This window comes from Actinoallomurus rhizosphaericola (assembly GCF_024055675.1).
GTDB classification, from domain to species: Bacteria; Actinomycetota; Actinomycetes; order Streptosporangiales; family Streptosporangiaceae; genus Actinoallomurus; species Actinoallomurus soli.
Map to the genome: position 1 here is coordinate 367878 of NZ_JAMXMW010000001.1, position 16953 is coordinate 384830.

Consider the following 16953-nt stretch of genomic DNA (forward strand, 5'->3'; position numbering starts at 1 on the left):
TATATAGTCTGGGTGGCGGCGCGGAGATCTGGGGTCCATCGCGCCGTTGAAAAGGATACCTAAGGTAGCTATATAGTCGCGCGTCCCGGCGTGCGGCTGGGAGGAGCGGAGATGAGCAGCTCGACGAGAGGCACGGTCCTGATCTCCGGAGCCAGCATCGCCGGCCCGGCCCTGGCCTTCTGGCTCGGCCGGTACGGCTTCGACGTCACGGTCGTGGAGAAGGCGGCGGCACTCCGCAACGGCGGATACCCCATCGACATCCGGGGCACCGCGCTCGAGGTCGTCCGGCGCATGGGGATACTGTCCCGGCTACGGGCGGCCCATGTCGACACCCGCCGGATCACCTTCCTGAACCCCGACGGCAGTCCGATCACCTCCCTCCGGCCCGCCGCCTTGGCCGGCGGCGACGAGAGCAGCGATCTGGAGGTGCGCCGCGGGGATCTCGCCGACGTCCTGTACGACGCGATCCGCGACGACACCGAGTTCATCTTCGACGACTCCATCGCCGCCCTCGACGATCGCGAGGGGGGAGTGGACGTGACCTTTCGCGGCGGGGGCCGGCGCACCTTCGACCTCGTCATCGGCGCGGACGGCCTGCACTCCAACACCAGGAGCCTCGTCCTCGGCCCGGAGGAGCCGTTCCACCGTTACCTCGGCTACTGCTTCGCGGGATTCACCCTGCCCAACGACCTCGGGCTCTCTCACGAGGGTGTCATCTGGAACGAACCCGGCAGGGCCGCGGCCCTCTACGCCGTCGGCGACGGCGACGAGCTGTTCGGCTTCCTGCCCTTCGCCCGCCCCGAGCCGCCCTTCACCGCCTTCCGCGACCCGGACGCGCAGCGCGACCTCGTCGCGTCGGTCTACGCCGGCGACCGGTGGGAGATCCCGCGCCTGACCACGGCGATGCGCACCGCCGACGACCTCTTCTTCGACGTCGTCAGCCAGATCCACCTGCCCCGCTGGTCCGCCGGACGCGTCGCGCTCGTCGGGGACGCCGCGCACGCGCCGTCGTTCCTCACCGGGCAGGGCACGAGCCTCGCACTGGTCGGCGCGTACATGCTCGCGGGCGCGCTGGCCACCGAACCGGACCACACGGCGGCGTTCGCCGCGTACGAGCGATCCACCCGCACGTTCGCCGAGATGAACCAGGCGCTCGTCACCGAGGGGAACGCTGCGCTCTTCCCGAGCACGCCGGAGGCCCTGGCCGAGCGCAACGCGGCGCTGCGAGGGCTCACCGCCCTCCCCGGCGACACCGAACGCCCCGAGCACTCGGCGCTCACCCTGCCCGACTTCGCCGCCGCGCCCTGACCGGGGAGCGCAAGAGAACGGCCCGGTCCGCTGTTCGCGGACCGGGCCGTTCGTCGTCTTCGTCGGGTCGACCGCGTCACGCGGCCAGGGGCACGTCCATGCGCTGAGCCATCTCCCGCATCCGGCGCAGGGCGGCCAGCTCCATCTGCCGGACCCGCTCGGCGGACACGCCGAGCCGGCTGGCGATCTCCCGGCGGCTGTGCTCGGTGCCGTCCTCCAGGCCGAACCGCGCCCGCAGCACGGTCGCCTCGCGCGGCTCCAGGCGCTCCAGCATGTCGTCGATGATCTCCAGCTGGACGCCGGCCATGGCCTCGTCCTCGGGGGAGGGCGTGGTCTCGTCCGCCAGCAGGTCGCCGAGCGAGGTCTCCTCGTCCTCGCCGACCACCGCGTCCAGGCTCGCCGGGGTACGGTCCCACTGGTCCAGCTCGCCGATGCGCTCGACCGGCAGGTCCAGCTCGGCGGCCAGCTCCTCGTTGGTCGGCTCCGAACCGGTCAGCAGCACGAGCTCGCGGCGGGCCTTGCGCAGCCGGTTGACGTCGGTGTGCACCGCGCCCGGCAGGCGTACGGACCGCGACGAGTTGGCCAGCGCCCGGCCGATGGCCTGCCGGATCCACCACGTCGCGTAGGTGGAGAACTTGAAACCACGCCGCGGGTCGAAGCCCTCGACGGCCCGGATCAGGCCGATCGTGCCCTCCTGGATCAGGTCGAGCAGGCTCAGGCCGTCCGTCGGGTACCGCCGGGCGACGCTGACGACGAGGCGGAGGTTGGCCAGGATGAAGCGGTCCTTGGCCGCGTCGCCGCGGGCGGCGACCTCTTCCAGCTCCTCGCGGGTCGCGCCGTCCGGCATCGTGCCCTCGTCGAGGTGATTGTGGGCCAGCAGCCCGGCCTCCATCGCCAGGGCGAGCTCGATCTCCTCTTCGGCGCTCAGCAGCGGCGTGGCGGCGATCTCGTCCAGATAGGCCCCCAGCAGATCGCCGTCGGCCGCCCGCCCCGGACGCCTGACGCGCCTGCCGTCACTCGTGGTCGCCGCCATGGCCACCTCGCTCTCACATCGAATCCCAAACGGATCAACGCGGATGTGCCCTCTGCTGTTCCGCGATACCCGATTGCGGGCAGCCTCAACATGACAGAGAGCACCCGAGGCGTTGCCACGGGTGCTCTGTGCCATGGTGCGTCATGGCGACCGATGCGAAGGTCTCAGGCGCGGACGGCCTGGATCTCCAGCGTGATGTCGACCTTGTCGCCGAGGAGGGCCTTCTGGCCGCCGGGCAGCGGCACGTTGAACTCGATGCCGTAGTCCTTGCGGTTGATGGAGCCGGTGGCGGTGAAGCCGGCGCGCGTGCCGCCCCACGGGTCCTCGCCGACGCCGTTGAACTCGACCTCAAGGGTGACCGGGTGGGAGATGCCCTTGATCGTGAGCTCGCCGTCGACCAGGTTCGTGTCGCCCTCGACGCGGACGCTCTTGGTCTGGAACGTCATCGCGGGGTGGTTCTCGATGTCGAGGATGTCGGCGGACCGGACGTGGTTGTCACGGTCGGCGTTGCGGGTGTCGATCGACTTGAGCTGGATCTCGGCGGTGGCGGTGGAGGCCGCCACGTCCTCGGCGATCTCGATGGCGCCGGAGAACTCGGTGAAGGAGCCGCGCACCTTGGACATGAGGTGACGGATGCTGAAGGTCACCTCGGAGTGGGTCGGGTCGATGTTCCAGGTCCCCGCGGTGAGGCCCAGCTCGGTGGCGGTAACGCTCATGATGGCTCCTGTGCTTGAATCTTCAACGACTGATGCGGGCCAGTTTAGTTGAAACTTCAACTGAACACAACACCGTTTCAGAGTTTTCAACCCCGCACCGGGCCGACCTCATCCCGCCGCGGCCGACGTCCGTTCAGGACGGTCAGAGCGACACCCCGCGCCGCCGTCCGGCGGCCTCCCCCCAGGATGCCGTACGCGCAAGGGGGCGGTGCCCTGCTCAGTAGGCGGTGAGCCCGCCGTCGACCACGAGTTCCGAGCCGGTGACGAACGAAGAGTCGTCGCAGGCGAGGAAGAGGAAGGCGGGGGCGATCTCGTCGGCGCGACCGGCGCGGCGCATCGGGGTGCGTTGGATGTCCGGCTGCTGATCGCCCTGCTCGTCCAGGATGTCCTGGATCATCGGCGTCGCGATCACCCCGGGATGCACGGAGTTGACCCGCACTCCCTGCCGGGCGTATTCGACCGCGGCGGTCTTGCTCAACAGGCGCACCGCGCCCTTGGACGCCTGGTAGGCCGCGGCGGCGCCGCTTCCCACGAGTCCGAGCACCGACGAGGTATTGATCACCGACGCGTTGCCGCTCGCGCGCAGCAGCGGCATCGCCGCCTTCATGCCGAGCCAGGTGCCCTTCTGGTTCACGTCGATGACACGGTCCCAGGCCTCCTCCCGCGTGTCCTCGATGCCCGGCCAGTCCACGATGCCGGCGAGGTTCACCAGCACGTTCAGCGCGCCGAAGCGGTCGCGTACGACGCCGCTCGCCTTGTCCCACTCCTGTGAAGAGGAGACGTCGAGGCGGACGGCGACGACCTCGGCGCCGCCCGCCTCGATCCGGCGGGCCAGGTCCCGCAGGGGCCCGTCGGCGACATCGGTGATCACCAACCGAGCGCCTTCGCGGGCGAACAGTTCGGCGGTCGCGGCGCCGATGCCGCCGGTCGCGCCGGTGATCAGCGCGACCTTGCCGGCGAGTCGTCGTCCTGTCATGGGAGATCCTCCGGATTCTCGTTCAGCGGCCGTCCGGCCGTGTGCCACCGAGTCTGCGCAGGTCGGCAGGCGGTGACCAGGACGTGTGCTGCCTGGGTGCGGCGCACCCAGGCAGGGCACGGGCGGCACGCACAGCCGCCCCATAGCCTGGGCACATGGACGGCAACCACCTGGGAGGATTCCTGCGCGCACGCCGCGCCGGGCTGCGGCCGGAAGAGGTCGGCATGGCGAGCCACGGAACCCGCAGGGTCGCCGGGCTACGCCGCGAGGAGGTCGCCGTCCTGGCGGGAGTGAACACCGACTACTACACCCGCCTGGAACAAGGGCGCGAGCGCCACCCCTCACCGCAGGTGCTCGACGCCCTCAGCCGCGCGCTGCGCCTGGACGGGGAGGCCCGGGCACACCTGTACCGGCTGGCCGGGGCGGCGCAGGGCGACCGGCCCTGCGCCTACGTCGCCGGCCAGGTCAGCCTGGCGCTGCGCCGGCTGATGGACGGCTACCCCAACACTCCGGCGTACGTCATGAACCGGACCCTGGACATCCTCGCCACCAATGCTCTGGCCGACGCCCTCTACGCCCCGTTCGATCCGGCGGACAACCTGGCCCGCATGACCTTCCTCGACCGCGCGGGCCGATCCTTCTACACGGACTGGGACCGGGCGGCCCAGGCCACCGTCGCCAACCTCCGCCAGGCAGCCGGCTTCGACCCGAACGATCCGCGGCTGGCCGAACTCGTCCGCACCCTCACCGATCAGAGCGCGGACTTCGCCCGCCTCTGGAACGCCCACACCGTCCGAGGCAAGACCCGGGACGCCAAGCGCTTCCTGCACCCCGACGTAGGCCCTCTCACGCTCACCTACCAGGCCTTCGACGTGCGCGACGCCCCCGGCCAGCAGCTCGTGATCTACCACGCCGAACCTGGCGGCACCGACGCCCAGGCACTCGACCTCCTCGGCTCCGTTCACGCCACCCGGCACCGGGCCGAACCCCGCCCCCACCGCTGACCGGCCGACCCCGGGACCAGGGACGGCGTGGGAGGTCGCCCGCGCTGAGCGGCGGATGGACGGCGTTCAGGGCGGGGGGGTGAGCGCGTCCTCCAACGCCGCCCGCGCGCCGCGCAGGGCGAGACGGAGCTGGTCCGGTGTACGGCGGACGTGGGCCAGCAGGAGGCCGCCCTGGATCGCGGCCATGGTGAGATCGGCCAGCTCCGTCACGTCCACGTCCAAGCGCAACTCGCCCGACTCCTGCATCCGGCGCAGTCCTGCGATGAGGGGGGCCTCCCAGCGCTCGAAGGCGTCCACGAACGCCTGTCGGGTGAGGTCGTCCCGGTCGCTGAGCTGACTGGCCAGCGAGCCGATCGCGCAGCCGCCGACCGCGTCCTGCCGTGTGCCGTTGGCCACGATCGCGTCGAACCAGCGGTCGATGCCGGCCATCGAGTCGGCCTCCAGAAGCAGCGGTTCCTGTGTGGCCAAGACCTTGTCAACGGTGCAATGAACTACGGCGCGGACGAGATCGTCGCGGTCGTCGAAGTAGTGGTAGAGCTGGCTGCGGCCGACCCCCGCGGCGCGTTCGACATCGTCCAGCGTGACCGCCGCGACGCCGCGCCGCTGAATGAGGTCTGCCGCGGAATCGAGGATGCGCGCCCGGGTCGCGCGGCCCCGCGCGGTGGTCGGCGTGTGTCCCATGGAACCCTCCTCCGGTTCTGTACCGCAAAGTACAGGCTCTATGTATTTGCTGATACAGTCTGGCAGCAGCTGCTCTGTACTAAGCAATACAGTCTGTCCATGCGGCCGAGAGGAAGACCATGTCCCCCTACCGACCCACCGGGCTGCGGCGGCGCGCTGCCACGCTCGGCCTGACCGCCCTGCTCGCCGCGGCCCCGGCGGCCCCGGCGGCCGTCGCGGCCCCGGCCACCATCCCGGCGCACCCCGCCCACACCTGCCTGGGCGACGTGCGCGTCCTCGCCCACTTCGACCGGGGCGCGGGCCAGGTCGCCGAGAGCATCGCCCCCGAGCCCGGCGGCAGCGTGGTCATCGGCATGATCCTCGCCCGCCAGGTGGTCCGGGTCGCGCGGAACGGGGCCGTCCAGGTACTCGCCACCATGCCGCTGCCCCCGGGCGGCGGCACCACCACCCCGATCGTCGGGGCCCCCAATGTCACCGGGGTCGCCCGGTCGGACAGCGGCGCGGTGTACTTCCTCTACTCCTCCGGGCAGGGCGGCCTGACCGGCATCTGGCAGCTCCGTCCTTCCGGTGAGCCCCGGCTCGTCGTGCCACTGCCTGCCGATACCTTCCCCAATGCACTGGTCATCGACGGTAGGCGGCACCGCTTCCTGGTCACCGACTCCGCCGGCGGGCGCATCTGGCAGGCCCCACTGAGCGGCGGTGAGGCCTCGGTGTGGTCGGCGGACCCGGCCCTGGCGCCCGCCGGCTTCTTCGGCGCCAACGGCATGAAGATCCACGACGGTGCCGTGTGGGCGAGCAACTCCGACCGCGGCACCATCGTCCGCATCCCGGTGACCAAGGACGGCGGCTCCGGCCGCGCCGAGGTCAGGGCCACGGGGCTGGAGGGCATCGACGACTTCGACTTCACCGGTCGGGGCACCGAGATCCTCGCCGCGATCAACGAGGGCAGCAAGCTCGTGCGGGTGAGCGCGGACGGCGCCCAAGAGACCCTGCTGGACGCCAAGAACGGCATGCAGGGGACCACGGCCGTCCGCGTTCGAGGGAATCACGTTTATGTGACCAACGGTGCCAACCTGGCCGGTAACAACCCGAACTTGATGCTCGCGCAGCTGCGGCGGTGCTGACGCGCTCCGCGGGATGGGCCGGCCTGGGCGGTGGTCCATCCCGCAGGGCCGTGAGCACCCTCGCGGCCGGGGCGGTCAGGGAGTGACGGCGACGCGGGCGAGTGCGCCGATCTCGAGCGCCGTCCACAGCGCGCCGTCCGGGCCCAGGGTGATGCCGTGTGGCTCCGAGTTCGCCGTCGGCAGCTCGTACACGTGGATCGTGCCGTCCGGGGTGATGGAGCCGACGCGGTTACGGCCCCACTCGGTGAACCACAGCCGGTCGTCGTCGCCGGGGGCGATGGCGTGCGGGCGGGCGGACCGGTCGGGCAGCGGGAACTCCTTGATCAGGCCGTCGGTTCCGATCCGGCCGATCTGGCCGGCGGCGATCTCCACGAACCACGATCCGCCGTCCCGGCCCGCGGCGATGCCCACCGGCGCGGCGGCCTCGGTCGGCAGCGGGTGGACGGTGATCTGCCCGTCCATGCCGATGCGGCCGATGGCGTTGGCCTGGTTCATCGTGAACCACATCGCGCCGTCGGCGCCGGCGCTGATCGCGGACGGGAACGCGCCGGTGACCGGAAGCGGGAACTCGCTGACCTCGCCGTCGGTGGTGATCCTCCCGACGCGGTCGGCGGCGGTCTCGGTGAACCACAGCGCGCCGTCCGGCCCGGCGGCGATGCCGAACGGCCCGCAGTCCGGGGTGGGCGGCGAGAACTCCGTGACGGTGCCGCCGGTCGTGATCCGTCCGATCCGGTGCACCTGGTACTCGGTGAACCAGAGCGCACCGTCCGGTCCGGTGACGATGATCGTCGGCCCGCACACCGGATCGAGCCGGTGGCTCGTGGGCTCGGCGCCGGGGACCAGCCGCCCGATCCGGCCGCTGTGGACCAGGGTGAACCACAGTGCGCCGTCCGGACCGGTCGTGATCGCGTACGGGCCTGCGCCCTGGTCGGCGACGACCTGTTCCTCGATGGACACGGCTGTCATCGGCTCTCCTCGGATTCGTTGGTGGTCAGACCGAAGAACTCCTCGCCCGCCGGGGCCTGAAGCGCGTCGAAGGCCGCCACGAGTCTCCTCTCCTCCCACTGGAAGTGGGATTCGAGGATGGCGGTCAGCCCGTCGAGCTCCCGCCCCACGTGTTCGGCGTTCTCCGGGGTGAGCGTCGCGAGGAGGTGTTGCAGCCTGCGGAGGATGTCCGCGACCAGCCGATGATCTCGCCGCAGCTCCTCCAGCACCGGATTCAGCTCGGGGAACCGCTCGCCGAGAATCTGGAACGCGGTGGTGTCCTCGCTGGTGTGGTGTCGGGTCAGCGCCTCGCAGAAGGCCGCGCAGTGTGCCTGGAGCGGCACCGGACCGGCGCCGCCGGTGTGGTCGGCGACCTCGTCGCGGAGCCGCGACAGCTCGGCGCGGAGCCATTGATGGACTTCGACCAACTGCCGGCCGAGCGCCCGTGCTCGGTCACCGTACGGCTCGGGGGAGGGAGGGGTCGGCTCAGGGTTCAAGGAGGGCATGCGGCAACTTTCGATCAAGGAGAACAGGCAGAAGGGATCACCGAAACCGGCCGCGCGGCGGGCGGACGGAAATGGTGAATCTGGTGCGGACCGCGGTCGGGGTCGTGAGCCCCGGCGTCGTTCAGTGAGAACGAAGACGTGGACGCATGGCGGTCTCCTTGATCACGGTGCCTCCATGCCGACGCCGTCCACCTGGCGCCGACACGCGGCACGCGAAGTTACCTATCACGGCGCCGGGAGAGGGACAACCCTCCGTCTCGGCGCCGACGCTTCGACCGGGCACCGGCCGACGCGCGGCGAGGCGGCCCGGGCCCCCGCGTCGGGCCGCCTCGCCGGGCGGATCAGGCGAAGACCGTGCCCGTCTCGGTGAAGAGCGACTCCAGGACCCTCAGGGCGCGCCACGCCTTCGTCATGCCGAACCGAGCGGAGAACCGTACGACCGCGCGGGCCTCGTCGGGGGTCGCGCCGGCGGCCAGCGCGCGAGTGACGTGGATACGGAAGCTCTCGTCGAGCGTCTGGTAGAGCACGTCGACCGTCATCGTCGCGAACGCGCGCTCGCGCACGCTGAGCAGGTTCATGCCCGCGCGCATGCGGGACTGCAGGTCCATGTAGCCGGCGAACGGAGCGTCGAGGTTGCGGACGGCCTGGCGGGCCGGTGCGGGGATCGGGCTCTCCCTGCCGTCGGCGTTCACCTCATGGCCGTGGCCGGTGGGGCCGGTCAGGCCCTGCTCCTGCTCGATGCCGTTCAGCCGGGCGAGGGCGGCCAGCGCCGCCGGATAACCGCTGTCGTAAGAGATGAAGCGGAGCAGCTCCCGCAGGTCGTCGGCCGACAGACCGTGCTCCCGCGCCATCGCGACGTGGGTCTCGAAAGGCAGCCCGAGGGTCTGTTCGCAGACGTCGGCGACGAGGGACAGCAGGATCTTCTCCCGCGTCGACAGCTCCGGGAGCTCGTCCCAGAGCATGCGGTCGGTCGCGGCGCTCATCTCCGCGAACACCGGGTCCAGCGCCTTCAGCTGTGAGTCGGATGGGAAGCGCATGACGCTCCTTCGATAAGTGAACGGCTGTAGCGCTACGACTGTAGCCTGACGGGCGTCCTCCTACAATGGCGGATCTATGGACGAGATCTCTTCGACGCGAGGCGAGACGGGGGAGGCCCCGAGCGCGCCCAGGGCGCGCACCCGCGGCCGGAACCCCCGTGGCCAGGGCGAACGCCTCCGGGACGAGATCGTGTCGGCCACTCTCCGGCTACTGGACGAACTCGCCGACGACGAGGCGCTGTCGATGCGGGCGGTGGCACGGGAGGTCGGTGTCGCCGCGACCTCCGTCTACATCCACTTCGAGGACCGGGACGCGCTCGTGTACGCCGCGCTGGAGCGCTGCCACCGCGATCTGATGCGCGGCCTCGACCAGGCCGAGGCCGCCGCCGGCGACCCGGTGGCCCGGCTGCGCGCCCGGCTGCTCTTCCTCAGTACGTGGGTCGGCGAGCACGCCGGTCTCTACAAGGTCCTCCACGAGAGCACCATCAACCAGCGCACGCACCTGACGTTCAAGGACGAGCTGGCCGAGCGCACCACCGCCGCCGTCCAGCGCTGCATCGACGCGGGCCTCGCCCCGGCGGACGACGCCACGGCGGTGGCGTTGGACCTGAGAGCGGCCGTCCACGGCGCCGTCTCGATGCGCGTGAACGAGCCCGACCTTCCCTGGCCGCCCCTGCAGGAGCAGATCGACCGCTTCCTCACCAAGCTCGTCGGCGTCCGCCCGCCGGGCCGTACATAGCCGGTTAAGATCATCCGCTATGACCGGCCCGAAGACGGTGAGCGTCGTGTTCGTCGACGAGGGGACCGGCCGGGAGATCGGTCGCAGCGTGCTGACGGCGGAGGCACTGCCGGACACCTTCGAGGTGGACACGACGCTGCACCTGGGGGACACGGATTGGTCGGTACGACGGGCCGAGCCGCCGACGGCCGCCCAGTTCGTGGCGACCGGTGCCCTCACGCTGACGGTGCGTCGTGTCGAGTCCGCGCCTCCGGACACCGTCCTGTACTCGCTGCCCACCCTCTACGATCCGCTGCCAACGGTCGGCGGCCGGGCCGGCGACGCGGACGCGTTCGAGATCCACGAGGACGGCTGGCGCCAGGTCGAGATGATCTCGGCCGACCTCGGTGACGTGGTGACGACCGAACTGCTCGCGGTGCGCCGGATCCACGACGAGCACGCCCGTCGCGACGAACAGGGCCGGGTCTACGGTTTCGAGGCGATCCACCTTCGCGCCGAGCCCGTACGGCCGCTGCCGCGCTCGGTGCCCCTCCTGCGGCTGATGGGTCTGCTGCCGCCGGCCGACCGGCACTACGCAGGGGTCGGCTACCAGGGAGCCTCAGGTCTCATCGCCGATTCGTTCGCCTTCACCGTCGGGCCGCTCGTCCTGTACGGGATCGCCGAGGGCGACCTGGTCACCACCCTCTGCGTGACCGTCGAACGCCGCGAAGCGCCTGAACGACTCGCGCCTCTGACCCACGCTCTCGCCGAGGCCATGCGGACCCTCGGCGTCGTCCTCGTCGACTGGTGCCGGTGCGCCGCCGTCCCGGCGGACTCGCTCGCCGACTACCTGGCCGCCGTGGCGTCCGAATAGACGACCCCCGCCCTCGGCTCCGGTGATCAAGGACGGGGGACGCTTCGGGGATGCGCGCTACGCGCTTACGTCCATCGTGGCGACTTCGACGCAGTCGCCGCCGTTCTGTCCGCTGCGAGTCGACTTGCGCCAGTCAGCGTTGCTCAGGTCCATCGTTCCTCCGCTATGTTGCGAATGAAATCGATCGACTCGTGTTGGGGCATGGCGTGCGCCCTGATGGTTTCCCATCCCTCGGAGAGAGCCGCCAGGTCGTCCCGGCTGCTCGTGACGATGCCTCTTACGGCGGTCTCCACATAGGCCACGTCGTTGCCGTCCACGGTCGCGATGGTGAACGCTCCCAGGCTTCGGGGGTTCATGCTTGAGCGTACAACTTGAACCGTGAGCCGTGGAGAGACCGCGTCGGCCAACGCCATGAGCTGGTCGTACATGACTTTTGGCCCCCCGCGCTCCTGGTAGAGCACGCCCTCGTCGATGACGAAGTGGAGCGCCGGTGGCGTTTCCCGTTGCCTGATCGCCTGCCGCTCCATTCGCGCCGTGACGGCGGCTTCGTCCTCCTGGAGCAGGGCGCGGACGTAATCCACGGTCTGGAGTAGCCCGGGGATGACCGTCAGGCCGAATGATCGTAGAACCTCGGCTCGCCGTTCCTCCTCGATCCAGGGGCGGAACCAGCCGGGGAGGGACTCGTTGTCGAGTTGGTCGTAGACCGCCATGAGGGCGCCGTGGGGGAGGTTGAGCTTCTCCTCGATCGAGGCGACCTGTTCGCTGCGGGGGCGGAGCTGGCCGGTCTCGAGGTTGCTGAGCCAGCCGTCGGAGTAGCCGAGGCGGTTGGCTAGGTCCTTCTGCAGTATTCCGGACGCATCGCGATAAGTGCGTACGAGTCGTCCGAGAGTGACGAGCGTCGGGCTGGTCTGTCGGCCCATGACATCCCTTTCGCCGGATTTTACGGAGCTCCACGCCTCCCTGGCGCGCCTTGTGCATATCGGCCCCGTCGTTAAGGCAGTTCTCAGCGTAAACGTCATCGGCCATTGTTGGGAGGGAAATCAGGAACGGAGGAACATTCTCATGCGATGTCGAAGAATCGCGGGGGACATCCGAACCTACTCCGCTACATGGCCATGACGTCGCCGGATGAGCTCAAGCGGTCCGTCGATCGGCTCCGGGAGGTCCTTGAAGCGCTCGGCCCTATGGGGACGTCGGTCGCGGTCGATCTCACGCTTCTCGACCGCCTCGTACGGCGTTATCCGGCAGCCGCTCGCAAAAGCCTCGAACTGCACGAAAGAAAGGAAGAATCGCGATGATTTCGGGGTCGGATATCGACCGGGAGGAGAAGTGGCGGCCGTTCGGCGGCCGGGTGGCCGCCAGGCGGCCGGGGATGCTGCGGTGGGAACGCCGTTTCGCCGGAACGCCCGACGAGGTGGGCGCCGCCCGTACGTTCGTGAGCCAGTTGTTCGCCGACGCCCCGTTCGCCGCGAACGCGGCGTGGGTCACCGGGGAGCTGGCCACCAACGCCATCCGCCACTCGGCCTCCGGGCGTCCCGGCGGGACGTTCACGGTCGCGCTGTACCGCCGGCCGACCTTCGGCGAGATCCACGTCATCGACGCCGGCGGGCCGAAGGAACCCCGCCTTCCGCGGCAGGACCCGGTCGGGGCCGCCCTCGCCGACGGGGGCGACCTCCCCGAGAGCGGACTGGGCCTGTACGGCATCGGGGCCCTGGCCGACCGGTACGGCACGTACCGGCACGGAGACGGCAGCCGCGTGGTGTGGGCACGGCTGCGCTGCGACCGATCCGGCTGAAATGGGGGCGCACCGATGTCTCCACCGCCGTACGACCACCGAGGCGATCACGTTCGGCCGCCCTGACGTCGGTGTTGACCCGGCAGATCCGGCGAATCGGGTGTGATCCGTCGGTGGCAGCGGCAAGGCGGCGACATCGGCGGCGGAGTGGCAGCGATAGCGGCCGAGTCGCGTCGCCGATGTCATGGGCCGGCGTCATCGGCCGTTGGGAACGAGTGAGTGGCCGGCCGTGGCCTTCGCAGCCGGGAGTAAGCGGGTTCCTTCTCGACGCCGTCCCCTGAGCAGGGATTTGCTCCTCCTGGGGGTACACCCTCGGGGCAGGCACGCGGCGCCACTGGACCGGCGAACGTATGTGGTCACCGCAGGGAGATCTTCGGCGGACGCGTCGCTCCGCGTGGTCTGTGGCGGGAGGGCCGCGACCCCGCTTCCACCGCGCTCCGGGAGCAACGCCTGAAGTCGCCTGGCCCCACTCCCGCTTCTCCCGAGCTCCGCGTACGGAGCGACCGAAGCCGTGCGTGCCGCCCGCAGGGCACCGGCTACAGCCTGGCAGAGGTGGTCGGTGATGCGGTGAGATCCGGGACGGCAGTACTCACTTACTGCGGAAGGTGAACATACGCCGTGAGGAGAACGGTTGCGGTTCTCCGACGAAACGGTGCATGGCTACCCCGAAATCCCAGGAGGCATCGGACAACCATTGCCGTTCGAAACCCTGCTCCTCGAACCAGGCGCAGATTTGTGGTACCTGATCGGGGGCTGAGCGACGGCGAGTCCAGATGACGCTACCGCCGGTCTTGCACAGCTCGCGGCATCCGCTGATGGTGAGCTGAATGTCCTCATCGAGGATGTTGCCGAAGACGCCACAGACAAGAACGATGTCTGCCGGCATCATGCCTTTGTATTGGTCGAAGAGCCCGGCGTCGGCCGCAACCACCTCGACTTTGTCCAACCCAGCCGACCGGGCCGTATTCTCCGCGACTGCCACATTGCGAGGATCCCGCTCCACCAGACGGGCACTGACATCGTGACGGCGAGGGTGATCGGTCAGTACTCCCAAGATGTCGTGGCCTTGGCCGGCACACATGCTGATGACCTTGAGGGAACCAGGCCCGGCGTTATCGAGGGCCTCAACTATTCGTCCCTGCACGATGGGCAACCGCTGTGCCAGCCGCGAGCCTGGCTGGTCGTAGCCATCATGCCAGGTATACCAATCCACGCCCGTACCCTACCGCGGTCGCTGTGGCAGCTCCTGAACCACACCTCGGGGATCGCCGATCACCGTAAAAGCTCGCACAGACATCGGCGACATTGGCACTGGGTGCTGCTCTGCCCGTGGTTCCCGCCGGTTCTCCCAGTGCGACGACGTCCGACTGCGATGCCGCGGTCGGGACGGTCGGCTCGCCCCGGCACCCATCGGCGGCGAACCGACCCACCTCGTGCTGCCCGACGGCGAGCGAAGTCGCTGCGGCGAATCTTCCGCCGAATCGGTTGTAACCGAACCCGATCTCCATCCCGTCTTCTGGGGCAAGGGAGCGCGCGCCCCGGCTGGAAGGAAGGTGCGAAATGGAAGAGAGGCTGCGGGAGATGTTCCGTCAAGAGATGTCCGCCGAGCAGGAGCCGCCGCTCGGCGGATTGGTCGAGGGCGCCGTACGCGAAGGCCGGCACCGGCGGCGGCAGCGGAGGGCCTGGCTCACGGCAGGTGTGACCGGAGCGGCGGCGGCCCTGGCCGTCACCGCCTTCGCGGTGATGCCCGGCAACGCGGACAGGTCGGCCGGCACCGCGGCGACGGCGACGGCTGGAACCGGTGGGACGAGCGCGAAGCCGATCGAGATGCCGGCTCCGCAGTTGGCGGCCGACTCGACCTCCACCGTCATCAAGCAGCCGCGTGGCTCGAAGCTGCCGGTCACCGACGCCGCGGTGGTGGAGCAGCTCATCAAGCTGCTCCCGAAGGGCCGGACCAGCGGCTACGCCAAGGGACCACAGGAGAAGAATCGGTACGCCTTCGGCCAGGTCTACCTGGACACGGGCAAGGGACCGGGCATGGTCCGGGCCTTCGTCTACAAGGGCGGCCTGAGCGCGCAAGCGTGCAGCACCAAGCCCTCCGCCCGCCGCATCGCCGCGCTGAAGATTCTGCGGGATCGGCTGCTCAAGGCCGCCAAGACCGATGCCGAGCGCACGCAGGCCCAGCAGTGGTTCACGAAGAACTCGACGCAGAAGCTGCCCGGCTGCCGTGACCTGGCCGGCGGCGGCCGGGCCCTCGTCGACATGAACTCCACCGGTGGCGATGTCGTGGTCGACCACGGCAACGGCGTCACCGTGGACATCATGACCACCGACTGGCTGGCCTGGAACGGGAAGGAGAACTCGCCCGGGATCGTCGTGCTGACCCCGGACCAGGCGCTCAAGATCGCCGCGAACCCGGCGTGGGGCGCCAAGATGGACGCCGCGCTCGTCAAGAAGGCCGCCACGGACTACCCGTCCCTACCCACCGTCAACTGACCGACCGCAGGTACGGCGGGCCGCCTCTCGGCGGCCCGCCGTACCGCGTCGCCCGTGAAGGGACCTCGATGCGCGACGACGACGCGTTCTGCGAATTCGCCGAGGCGGCAGGCGAACGGCTGCGGCGGACCGCCTTCCTGCTGAGCCACGACTGGCATCTCGCCCAGGACCTGACCCAGATCGCCCTCGCCCGGCTGTACGTCAAGTGGCGGCGGGTCGACGACCCGCACGCGTACGCGAAGAAGATCATGCTGCGCGCGTTCCTCGACCACAAACGGCGGCGCAGCGCCGACGAGGTCACCACCGCGGAGGTTCCCGAGACGCCCGCCGACGCCGGCCAGGGGGACCTGCGCCTCACCCTCCTCACCGCGCTGGGGCACCTGCCACCGCGCGAGCGGGCGATCGTCGTGCTGCGGTACTGGGAGGACATGAGCGTCCGGGACGTCGCCGACATGCTCCGCATGTCCCAGAGCAACGTAAAGGTTCAGAGCATGCGCGCCCTCTCGAAGCTCCGCACACTGCTGGACGAGGAGACCGAGGCCGACGCGGCGACCGGCCGCTTCTGAGCAAGGCCGCCGTCGAAGTGACCATCCGGCGCCCCGATCTCCGGCGACTCGTGTGCGGCGACACACCGGATGATCGGCTCCTCTCCGTGCCTGCGGAGGGAGGTGGCCTCGCGTTCCGCGGTGTCTACTCAGGGGAGACGAATTCTCCTCTGAGTAGACGGCTTGGGAAGCGAGGTGCCTCCCGGTGGTGTCCGACCCGCTCTGATGGGGCACCCGCGCATCGGATGATCCAATACTTCGCGACCGCCGCGCGCCCCTAGGGTGGGGGAGTGACCAGGACTGATGAACGCTGGGCGTTGGGCGGCGATCTGAGCGTCGCGAGGATCGGGTACGGCACGATGAAGCTGACCGGGTGGCCGCGCGGCGACCGGCCGGACCGGGAGACGGCCCTGGCCGTCCTGCGCCGGGCGGTGGAGCTCGGGGTCAACCACCTCGACACCTCGGATTACTACGCGCGCGACGGCGTGGCGGCCAACGAGCTGATCCGCGAGGCGCTGTACCCCTATCCGGACGATCTGGTGATCGTGACGAAGGTAGGAGCGCTGGTCGAGGGTTCGGACATCGCCCTGCCCGCCGAACGGAAGACCGGTCTCACACCCGACAATCTGCGCCGTGGCGTGGAGGCGAACCTGCGCTCGCTCGGCGTGGACCGCATGGACGTGGTGAACCTGCGGATGGGTGACCTCGACCGCTCCGGGACGTCGCTGGCCGAGCCTCTGGAGACGCTGCTCGCGCTGCGCGAGGAGGGCCTGATCCGCCACCTGGGCGTCTCCAACGTCACGGCGGAGGAGTTCGAGCAGGCCCGCGCGATCGCGCCGATCGCCTGCGTCCAGAACCTCTACAACGTCGCGCAGCGGGACGACGACCCACTCGTCGACGCCTGCGCGGCGGCGGGCATCGCGTACGTGCCCTTCTTCCCGGTCGGCGGGTTCACGCCGGTCACGGCCGGAAGCCTGGAGGCCGTCGCCGCCCGCCACGGGGCGACCGTGCCACAGGTGGCCCTCGCCTGGCTACTGGCCCGGTCCCCGAACATCCTGCTGATCCCGGGAACGAGCTCGCTGGAGCACCTGGAGGAGAACATCGCCGCCGGCACGCTGAAGCTGAGCGCTGAGGACCTCGCCGAGCTCGGCTGAGG

20 protein-coding genes are annotated in these 16953 nt (G+C 70.0%); 10 read left to right on the forward strand and 10 right to left on the reverse strand.

Annotated elements, in window-relative coordinates:
- Window positions 1–111 precede the first annotated feature (111 nt).
- On the forward strand, window positions 112–1308 hold the full coding sequence (locus NE234_RS01785; RefSeq protein ID WP_252776215.1) for an FAD-dependent monooxygenase: 1197 nt from the start codon (window positions 112–114) through the stop codon (window positions 1306–1308).
- 76 nt (window positions 1309–1384) lie between these two features.
- On the opposite strand, the gene NE234_RS01790 is transcribed toward NE234_RS01785, so the two are convergent.
- From NE234_RS01790 to NE234_RS01800, 3 genes are all read right to left on the reverse strand, one after another.
- Window positions 1385–2341: a sigma-70 family RNA polymerase sigma factor gene (locus NE234_RS01790; protein ID WP_252776217.1), complete on the reverse strand. Its 957-nt coding sequence runs from the start codon at window positions 2339–2341 to the stop codon at window positions 1385–1387.
- 164 nt (window positions 2342–2505) lie between these two features.
- Complete coding sequence (locus NE234_RS01795) at window positions 2506–3057, reverse strand: YceI family protein (RefSeq protein ID WP_252776219.1); 552 nt, start codon at window positions 3055–3057, stop codon at window positions 2506–2508.
- 217 nt (window positions 3058–3274) lie between these two features.
- Complete coding sequence (locus tag NE234_RS01800) at window positions 3275–4033, reverse strand: SDR family NAD(P)-dependent oxidoreductase (protein ID WP_252776221.1); 759 nt, start codon at window positions 4031–4033, stop codon at window positions 3275–3277.
- Window positions 4034–4188: 155 nt separating this feature from the next.
- Here NE234_RS01800 and NE234_RS01805 point away from each other — a divergent pair, with 155 nt between their 5' ends.
- Window positions 4189–5037 carry a helix-turn-helix transcriptional regulator gene (locus NE234_RS01805; protein WP_252776222.1) on the forward strand — a complete coding sequence of 283 codons (849 nt, stop codon included), beginning with the start codon at window positions 4189–4191 and terminating at the stop codon, window positions 5035–5037.
- A gap of 66 nt (window positions 5038–5103) precedes the next feature.
- Here NE234_RS01805 and NE234_RS01810 read toward each other — a convergent pair whose 3' ends face one another.
- Window positions 5104–5718: a TetR/AcrR family transcriptional regulator gene (locus NE234_RS01810; protein ID WP_252776224.1), complete on the reverse strand. Its 615-nt coding sequence runs from the start codon at window positions 5716–5718 to the stop codon at window positions 5104–5106.
- 119 nt (window positions 5719–5837) lie between these two features.
- On the opposite strand from NE234_RS01810, the gene NE234_RS01815 reads away from it, so the two are divergent.
- Window positions 5838–6842, forward strand: coding sequence for a hypothetical protein (locus NE234_RS01815; RefSeq protein ID WP_252776227.1), 1005 nt, complete (start codon window positions 5838–5840; stop codon window positions 6840–6842).
- A 75-nt stretch (window positions 6843–6917) separates the two neighbouring features.
- Here NE234_RS01815 and NE234_RS01820 read toward each other — a convergent pair whose 3' ends face one another.
- The 3 genes from NE234_RS01820 to NE234_RS01830 all read right to left on the reverse strand — a co-directional run bounded on the left by NE234_RS01820 (window position 6918) and on the right by NE234_RS01830 (window position 9369).
- On the reverse strand, window positions 6918–7808 hold the full coding sequence (locus NE234_RS01820) for a Vgb family protein (protein ID WP_252776228.1): 891 nt from the start codon (window positions 7806–7808) through the stop codon (window positions 6918–6920).
- Window positions 7805–8332 (reverse strand): hemerythrin domain-containing protein, encoded by a 528-nt coding sequence (locus NE234_RS01825; protein ID WP_252776230.1) that lies wholly within the window; start codon window positions 8330–8332, stop codon window positions 7805–7807. Before NE234_RS01825 ends, NE234_RS01820 begins: the two co-directional genes overlap by 4 nt.
- A gap of 341 nt (window positions 8333–8673) precedes the next feature.
- Complete coding sequence (locus tag NE234_RS01830) at window positions 8674–9369, reverse strand: carboxymuconolactone decarboxylase family protein (protein WP_252776231.1); 696 nt, start codon at window positions 9367–9369, stop codon at window positions 8674–8676.
- A gap of 76 nt (window positions 9370–9445) precedes the next feature.
- Here NE234_RS01830 and NE234_RS01835 point away from each other — a divergent pair, with 76 nt between their 5' ends.
- Window positions 9446–10108, forward strand: a complete 663-nt coding sequence (locus NE234_RS01835; RefSeq protein ID WP_252776234.1) for a TetR/AcrR family transcriptional regulator — start codon at window positions 9446–9448, stop codon at window positions 10106–10108.
- A gap of 19 nt (window positions 10109–10127) precedes the next feature.
- A complete protein-coding gene (locus NE234_RS01840; protein WP_252776236.1) occupies window positions 10128–10961 on the forward strand; it encodes a hypothetical protein in 834 nt (277 codons plus the stop codon).
- Between the two features lie 57 nt (window positions 10962–11018).
- Here NE234_RS01840 and NE234_RS45770 read toward each other — a convergent pair whose 3' ends face one another.
- Window positions 11019–11114, reverse strand: a complete 96-nt coding sequence (locus tag NE234_RS45770) for a DUF397 domain-containing protein (protein ID WP_406566919.1) — start codon at window positions 11112–11114, stop codon at window positions 11019–11021.
- A complete protein-coding gene (locus tag NE234_RS01845) occupies window positions 11105–11980 on the reverse strand; it encodes a helix-turn-helix domain-containing protein (protein ID WP_252776238.1) in 876 nt (291 codons plus the stop codon). Before NE234_RS01845 ends, NE234_RS45770 begins: the two co-directional genes overlap by 10 nt.
- Before the next feature lie 48 nt (window positions 11981–12028).
- Here NE234_RS01845 and NE234_RS01850 point away from each other — a divergent pair, with 48 nt between their 5' ends.
- Both NE234_RS01850 and NE234_RS01855 read left to right on the forward strand, forming a co-directional pair.
- Window positions 12029–12259 (forward strand): hypothetical protein, encoded by a 231-nt coding sequence (locus NE234_RS01850; protein ID WP_252776240.1) that lies wholly within the window; start codon window positions 12029–12031, stop codon window positions 12257–12259.
- Complete coding sequence (locus NE234_RS01855; protein ID WP_252776242.1) at window positions 12256–12756, forward strand: ATP-binding protein; 501 nt, start codon at window positions 12256–12258, stop codon at window positions 12754–12756. Before NE234_RS01850 ends, NE234_RS01855 begins: the two co-directional genes overlap by 4 nt.
- A 589-nt stretch (window positions 12757–13345) precedes the next feature.
- Here the strand turns inward: NE234_RS01855 and NE234_RS01860 are convergent.
- Window positions 13346–13969, reverse strand: a complete 624-nt coding sequence (locus NE234_RS01860) for a class I SAM-dependent methyltransferase (protein ID WP_252776244.1) — start codon at window positions 13967–13969, stop codon at window positions 13346–13348.
- Between the two features lie 347 nt (window positions 13970–14316).
- Here NE234_RS01860 and NE234_RS01865 point away from each other — a divergent pair, with 347 nt between their 5' ends.
- The 3 genes from NE234_RS01865 (at window position 14317) to NE234_RS01875 (ending at window position 16951) form a co-directional block, all read left to right on the forward strand.
- Window positions 14317–15252 (forward strand): hypothetical protein, encoded by a 936-nt coding sequence (locus tag NE234_RS01865; RefSeq protein WP_252776246.1) that lies wholly within the window; start codon window positions 14317–14319, stop codon window positions 15250–15252.
- Between the two features lie 68 nt (window positions 15253–15320).
- Window positions 15321–15818 (forward strand): SigE family RNA polymerase sigma factor, encoded by a 498-nt coding sequence (locus NE234_RS01870; RefSeq protein ID WP_252776248.1) that lies wholly within the window; start codon window positions 15321–15323, stop codon window positions 15816–15818.
- A 269-nt stretch (window positions 15819–16087) separates the two neighbouring features.
- Complete coding sequence (locus tag NE234_RS01875) at window positions 16088–16951, forward strand: oxidoreductase (protein ID WP_308206822.1); 864 nt, start codon at window positions 16088–16090, stop codon at window positions 16949–16951.
- The last annotated feature ends 2 nt before the right edge of the window (window positions 16952–16953 follow it).

What these genes read in the sequence shown, in the direction of transcription:
- NE234_RS01785 (WP_252776215.1), top strand. Translation starts at nt 112, where the DNA reads ATGAGCAGCTCGACGAGAGGCACGGTCCTGATCTCCGGAGCCAGCATC.
- NE234_RS01805 (WP_252776222.1), top strand. Translation starts at nt 4,189, where the DNA reads ATGGACGGCAACCACCTGGGAGGATTCCTGCGCGCACGCCGCGCCGGG.
- NE234_RS01845 (WP_252776238.1), bottom strand. Translation starts at nt 11,980, where the DNA reads ATGACGTTTACGCTGAGAACTGCCTTAACGACGGGGCCGATATGCACA.
- NE234_RS01815 (WP_252776227.1), top strand. Translation starts at nt 5,838, where the DNA reads ATGTCCCCCTACCGACCCACCGGGCTGCGGCGGCGCGCTGCCACGCTC.
- NE234_RS01840 (WP_252776236.1), top strand. Translation starts at nt 10,128, where the DNA reads ATGACCGGCCCGAAGACGGTGAGCGTCGTGTTCGTCGACGAGGGGACC.
- NE234_RS01865 (WP_252776246.1), top strand. Translation starts at nt 14,317, where the DNA reads ATGGAAGAGAGGCTGCGGGAGATGTTCCGTCAAGAGATGTCCGCCGAG.
- NE234_RS01795 (WP_252776219.1), bottom strand. Translation starts at nt 3,057, where the DNA reads ATGAGCGTTACCGCCACCGAGCTGGGCCTCACCGCGGGGACCTGGAAC.
- NE234_RS01790 (WP_252776217.1), bottom strand. Translation starts at nt 2,341, where the DNA reads ATGGCGGCGACCACGAGTGACGGCAGGCGCGTCAGGCGTCCGGGGCGG.
- NE234_RS01810 (WP_252776224.1), bottom strand. Translation starts at nt 5,718, where the DNA reads ATGGGACACACGCCGACCACCGCGCGGGGCCGCGCGACCCGGGCGCGC.
- NE234_RS01820 (WP_252776228.1), bottom strand. Translation starts at nt 7,808, where the DNA reads ATGACAGCCGTGTCCATCGAGGAACAGGTCGTCGCCGACCAGGGCGCA.
- NE234_RS45770 (WP_406566919.1), bottom strand. Translation starts at nt 11,114, where the DNA reads ATGGACCTGAGCAACGCTGACTGGCGCAAGTCGACTCGCAGCGGACAG.
- NE234_RS01870 (WP_252776248.1), top strand. Translation starts at nt 15,321, where the DNA reads ATGCGCGACGACGACGCGTTCTGCGAATTCGCCGAGGCGGCAGGCGAA.
- NE234_RS01835 (WP_252776234.1), top strand. Translation starts at nt 9,446, where the DNA reads ATGGACGAGATCTCTTCGACGCGAGGCGAGACGGGGGAGGCCCCGAGC.
- NE234_RS01825 (WP_252776230.1), bottom strand. Translation starts at nt 8,332, where the DNA reads ATGCCCTCCTTGAACCCTGAGCCGACCCCTCCCTCCCCCGAGCCGTAC.
- NE234_RS01830 (WP_252776231.1), bottom strand. Translation starts at nt 9,369, where the DNA reads ATGCGCTTCCCATCCGACTCACAGCTGAAGGCGCTGGACCCGGTGTTC.
- NE234_RS01850 (WP_252776240.1), top strand. Translation starts at nt 12,029, where the DNA reads ATGTCGAAGAATCGCGGGGGACATCCGAACCTACTCCGCTACATGGCC.
- NE234_RS01855 (WP_252776242.1), top strand. Translation starts at nt 12,256, where the DNA reads ATGATTTCGGGGTCGGATATCGACCGGGAGGAGAAGTGGCGGCCGTTC.
- NE234_RS01800 (WP_252776221.1), bottom strand. Translation starts at nt 4,033, where the DNA reads ATGACAGGACGACGACTCGCCGGCAAGGTCGCGCTGATCACCGGCGCG.